The sequence below is a fragment of the bacterium genome, assembly GCA_040755795.1.
Lineage (GTDB): Bacteria > UBA9089 > CG2-30-40-21 > CG2-30-40-21 > SBAY01 > JBFLXS01.
The window spans coordinates 1-4,083 of record JBFLXS010000374.1 but is presented as its reverse complement, the minus strand read 5'-3'; the positions used below and the strand labels follow the sequence as shown (position 1 = coordinate 4,083).

General features: G+C 35.8%; 4 protein-coding genes. 3 read left to right on the top strand and 1 reads right to left on the bottom strand.

Features of this window, described 5'->3' with window-relative positions; genetic code table 11:
• The first annotated feature begins 156 nt into the window (after positions 1–156).
• Positions 157–414, top strand: a complete 258-nt coding sequence (locus AB1414_16865; GenBank protein MEW6609088.1) for a hypothetical protein — start codon at positions 157–159, stop codon at positions 412–414.
• A gap of 17 nt (positions 415–431) precedes the next feature.
• Entirely contained in the window at positions 432–1,121 is a 690-nt protein-coding gene (locus AB1414_16860) for a PIG-L deacetylase family protein (protein ID MEW6609087.1), read from the top strand.
• Here the strand turns inward: AB1414_16860 and AB1414_16855 are convergent, their stop codons facing one another.
• The gene (locus tag AB1414_16855) at positions 1,122–1,214 is read right to left on the bottom strand and encodes an AURKAIP1/COX24 domain-containing protein (GenBank protein MEW6609086.1); all 93 of its coding nucleotides are present in this window, start codon (positions 1,212–1,214) and stop codon (positions 1,122–1,124) included.
• 596 nt (positions 1,215–1,810) lie between these two features.
• Between AB1414_16855 and AB1414_16850 the strand changes: the two genes are divergently transcribed.
• On the top strand, positions 1,811–3,793 hold the full coding sequence (locus tag AB1414_16850) for a helicase C-terminal domain-containing protein (protein ID MEW6609085.1): 1,983 nt from the start codon (positions 1,811–1,813) through the stop codon (positions 3,791–3,793).
• The last annotated feature ends 290 nt before the right edge of the window (positions 3,794–4,083 follow it).

Below are 4,083 nucleotides of genomic sequence, written 5' to 3'. Positions count from 1 at the left end.
TCCTTACTTACACAAATTTCAGAGGGCTAAAGTGTTACGAATGGATAAGTGATGCTAACTTACTATAGCGAATTAGAGATTAGTGAATTAGAGGATTAGAGAATTCTATGTCAAATTTCGATTAATAGGTGCTATATAAACAATGGAGGATAAATCATGAATAAAATACAGGTTGTTACATTAAGAATACCAGTAGAGATGAAAAAAAGATTGGAAAGGGAATCTAAATATCAAGGAGTTTCATTAAATCAATTAACGAATTATTTGCTAAATGTTCAACTAACTCAAATGGAACTGATTTCTTCGCTTGAATTAAGATTAAAAAGAAAATCAATATCGGCATTAAAGTCAAGAGTGAATCAGATTTTAAATAAAATTCCCAGCAGAAGAGTTCCTGATTGGGATTTAAAGTAGAGTTAGGGGGTTTAATTTTGAAGGTATTGGTTATTGCGGCACATCCGGATGATGAAGTATATGGCGTTGGTGGAACAATGCTCAAACATGCGATGAGAGGGGATGAGGTGTATGTCTGTATGCTTACTGAAGGGGTAACAACTCAATACCGTCATACGATGGATAAAATCTCATCAGCTAAATTAATCGAACAGAAGAAAAAGGAGAGTTTAAAAGCGGCTAAGATTTTAGGAGTCAAAGAGATATTTTTCTTTAACCTACCGGATATGAGATTGGATACCATTGCCCACCCGGAGATAAATCAACCTATTGAGGAATGTATTGTCAGACTTTCCCCTGAAATTATCTATACACATCATTGGGGGGATGTGAATAAAGACCATCGGTTAGTATTTGAATCAACTATGGTTGCGGTTCGCCCTGGGCTAAAAAGTTCCATCAAGAAAGTGTTTATTTACGAAACACCTTCTTCTTCAGAATGGAATGCACCTATTCTTACAAACCAATTTTTACCTAATGTGTTTGTTGATATTTCAGATGTTTTGCATCTTAAAATCCAGGCGATGAAGGCATACAAAAGTGAGTTACGCCAATTTCCACACCCCCGCTCAATCGAAGCCGTCACTACCTATGCCCAAAAACGTGGGTTAGAAGTAGGTAAACGGGCAGTAGAGTGTTTTATGTTAATCCGTGAAATAATCGATTAACTACTTCTTTCGTATATGTTTTGTTCTCTTAAGTAATTTTTTATACTTATGTTTTCGTATTTTTTTTCTTCGTTTTTTTACAACACTACCCATTTCTGACATCCTTTCAAAGGTTTTAGTTTAGAGTAATAAATATTATCATATCTTTAAGAATTTGTCAACAAACTTTTGCAGGGAAATTTGTAGGTAAAAAATATTGAGGAATATTTATCTTTTTGCCGATATAAAGAAATAGACGAAATTCAATGCGAAAATTACAAATTCCAAGCACCAAATCTCAAATAAATTCCAAATTCCAATTTCCAAATAAGTTTCAAATTCCAAAGATTATATGAGAACGAGAGGAATTTATTTAGATTTTTAAATAATTGAAGTAAAAATCTTCTTTTTGTATTGTTTGGAATTTTGAATTTTGGTCATTGAAATTTATTTGTAATTTGGTATTTGTGATTTGGAATTTTGTGATTTTCAATTGATTTAACCGTTACTTCAGATGGCTAAATAGTTACCCATAAATTTTACACGCACTCTTGCAGGGAACAGCAATTCTCGGTGAAAAACCTAAAGGTTTGCACTACATTTATGATGGGATATCACAGGTTAATCCGTGTCCTTATGTGACTAATTTCCTTAATTCTCTGTGAACTCTGTGCCTCTGTGGCTAAACGCTTATGTAGTTATTAACGAAAATGCAAGATTATAGTAAAATATTTGGACAAAATGGAATAATTGCTAATCACCTTAAAACCTATGAATACCGACCTCAACAAATTGAGATGAGCAAAAGAATTGACTCCGCTATTTCTAACAAAAATCATCTGCTTGTTGAGGCGGGAACCGGCACAGGTAAAAGTTTAGCCTATTTAGTCCCTTTTATTTATTGGGCAACTGCTGAGGATAAACGAATTGTTATTTCTACTTATACAAAAACCCTTCAGCAACAACTCATCACTCAAGACTTACCTTTTTTAAAAAAGATATTAACCGTCAATTTTTCCTTTGCCTTGTGTGTTGGAAGCAATAATTACCTTTGCCTTCGCCGTGCCTTCCAGACCCAAACTCAGGGGTTGTTTGAAACTAAAGAAGAGGTCAAAGAATTTAAAAAGATATCCGAGTGGCAAAAGAAAACCCAAACCGGGTTAAAATCTGAGTTGATTTTTGAACCCAGCCCGGCAATCTGGAATAAGCTTTGTCGGGAACCTGACCTGTGTCTGGGCAAAAAATGTCTTCATTTTAATGATTGTTATTATTATAAAGCCAGGAAAAAACAATACTCTTCTCAAATCCTGATTGTCAACCACCATTTATTCTTTGCGAATATAGCCTCAGCCGACCAGGTTTTACCGCAGTTTGATGCCGTTGTGTTTGATGAGGCGCATAACTTAGAAGATGTCGCCACAAATTACTTAGGTGCCGAAGTCTCAAATTCTCAAATTAAATTCTTGCTTGATTCTATTTATAATCCCACCACGGGTAAGGGAATTTTAGCCCGAATCAAAGGTAATGACCAGATAAAAGAAAAGATAGAAAAAACCCTGATTGAGGTCAAAAATGCGGCGGATGAATTCTTCTCAAATATATTATTGAAATTTCCTTCACAGGAACTGAACTTCGTTGTCAGGCTCAGGCAGGCAAATTTTATTGATAATCCTTTAACCCAACCTTTAGAATCTTTAATCTACAATCTCGGTAAATTAAAGGAGAAAATCACGGATGCGGAAGTCCAATTAGAGGTTTTTGCCTTTCAAACCCGAGCCCAGGCAATAAAAGATGCCTTAGAACTTATTATTGGTCAACAAGCCGAAGATTATGTTTATTGGCTTGAACTTATTCAAAAACATAGATTTATAAAAATAGTCCTTCACGCCAATCCGATTAATATTGCTGAAAGTTTAAAAGACGCTGTCTTTGATTCCATTGGAACAGTAATTCTAACATCGGCTACTCTAACTACAAACAATTCATTTGAGTTTGTCAAAAGTCGATTAGGGTGTGATAAATGTGATGAGTTACAACTTTCGTCCCCTTTTGATTTCCAATCGCAAGTCCTTCTTTTCTTACCCGCAGGTATTGCAGACCCCAAGTTGGAACCTGCTCAATATCATAATGATGTAGGGAAGATAATCGAGGGACTTTTGGAGATTATGCAAGGTAGGACATTTGTGCTTTTCACCAGTTATGCAATGTTAAGGAAAATATCTGATGAGATTGAGCAGAAATTTGCTGATTTTAATCATCTTAAGCAAGGTGAATTCTCATCTCAACGGATGATTGAAGAGTTCAAATCAAATCAAAACTCAGTGCTCTGGGGAACTAATACCTTCTGGGAAGGTGTGGATGTGCCTGGTCAGGATTTAGAATGTGTGGTGATTACAAAATTGCCCTTTGCCGTCCCGGATGACCCCATTATCGAGGCAAAAATGGAATATTTACGGGAAAAAGGAATTGATCCATTCTGGGCATATCAGGTCCCACAGGCAATCATTCAAACCAGACAGGGCTTTGGCAGACTTATTCGAAGAAAAAATGATATTGGCGTCGTGGCTATCCTTGACCCAAGAGTTAAAACAAAAGGCTACGGTAGATTATTCCTGAATTCACTCCCTAAATCCCAGATTGCTTATAATTTAGAACAAGTAAGGAAATTTTATCAGGCAAAAAAAGCAGATTGACTTTTTCGTAACCGTTCAGGTGGTAATTTACCGCAGAGACGCAGAGGAACAGAGAAATAAATCAGATAACAGAAAAGATTATTGATGCAATCATTGTAATACATAGTGTCGTGTTGAGTAAGTTTTGCACGGCGTATCATCAGATTTTCATAACCTGCAAACGGATAATTGGTAACTGGTAACTGGTAATTGGTAACTGGTAATTGGTTAAATAATTTCGTCCTGAGTTCAGCCGGTAATCCCTCAGTTATCAGTGGTAAAAACTAAATAGAAATTTTCTCTCGCAAAGA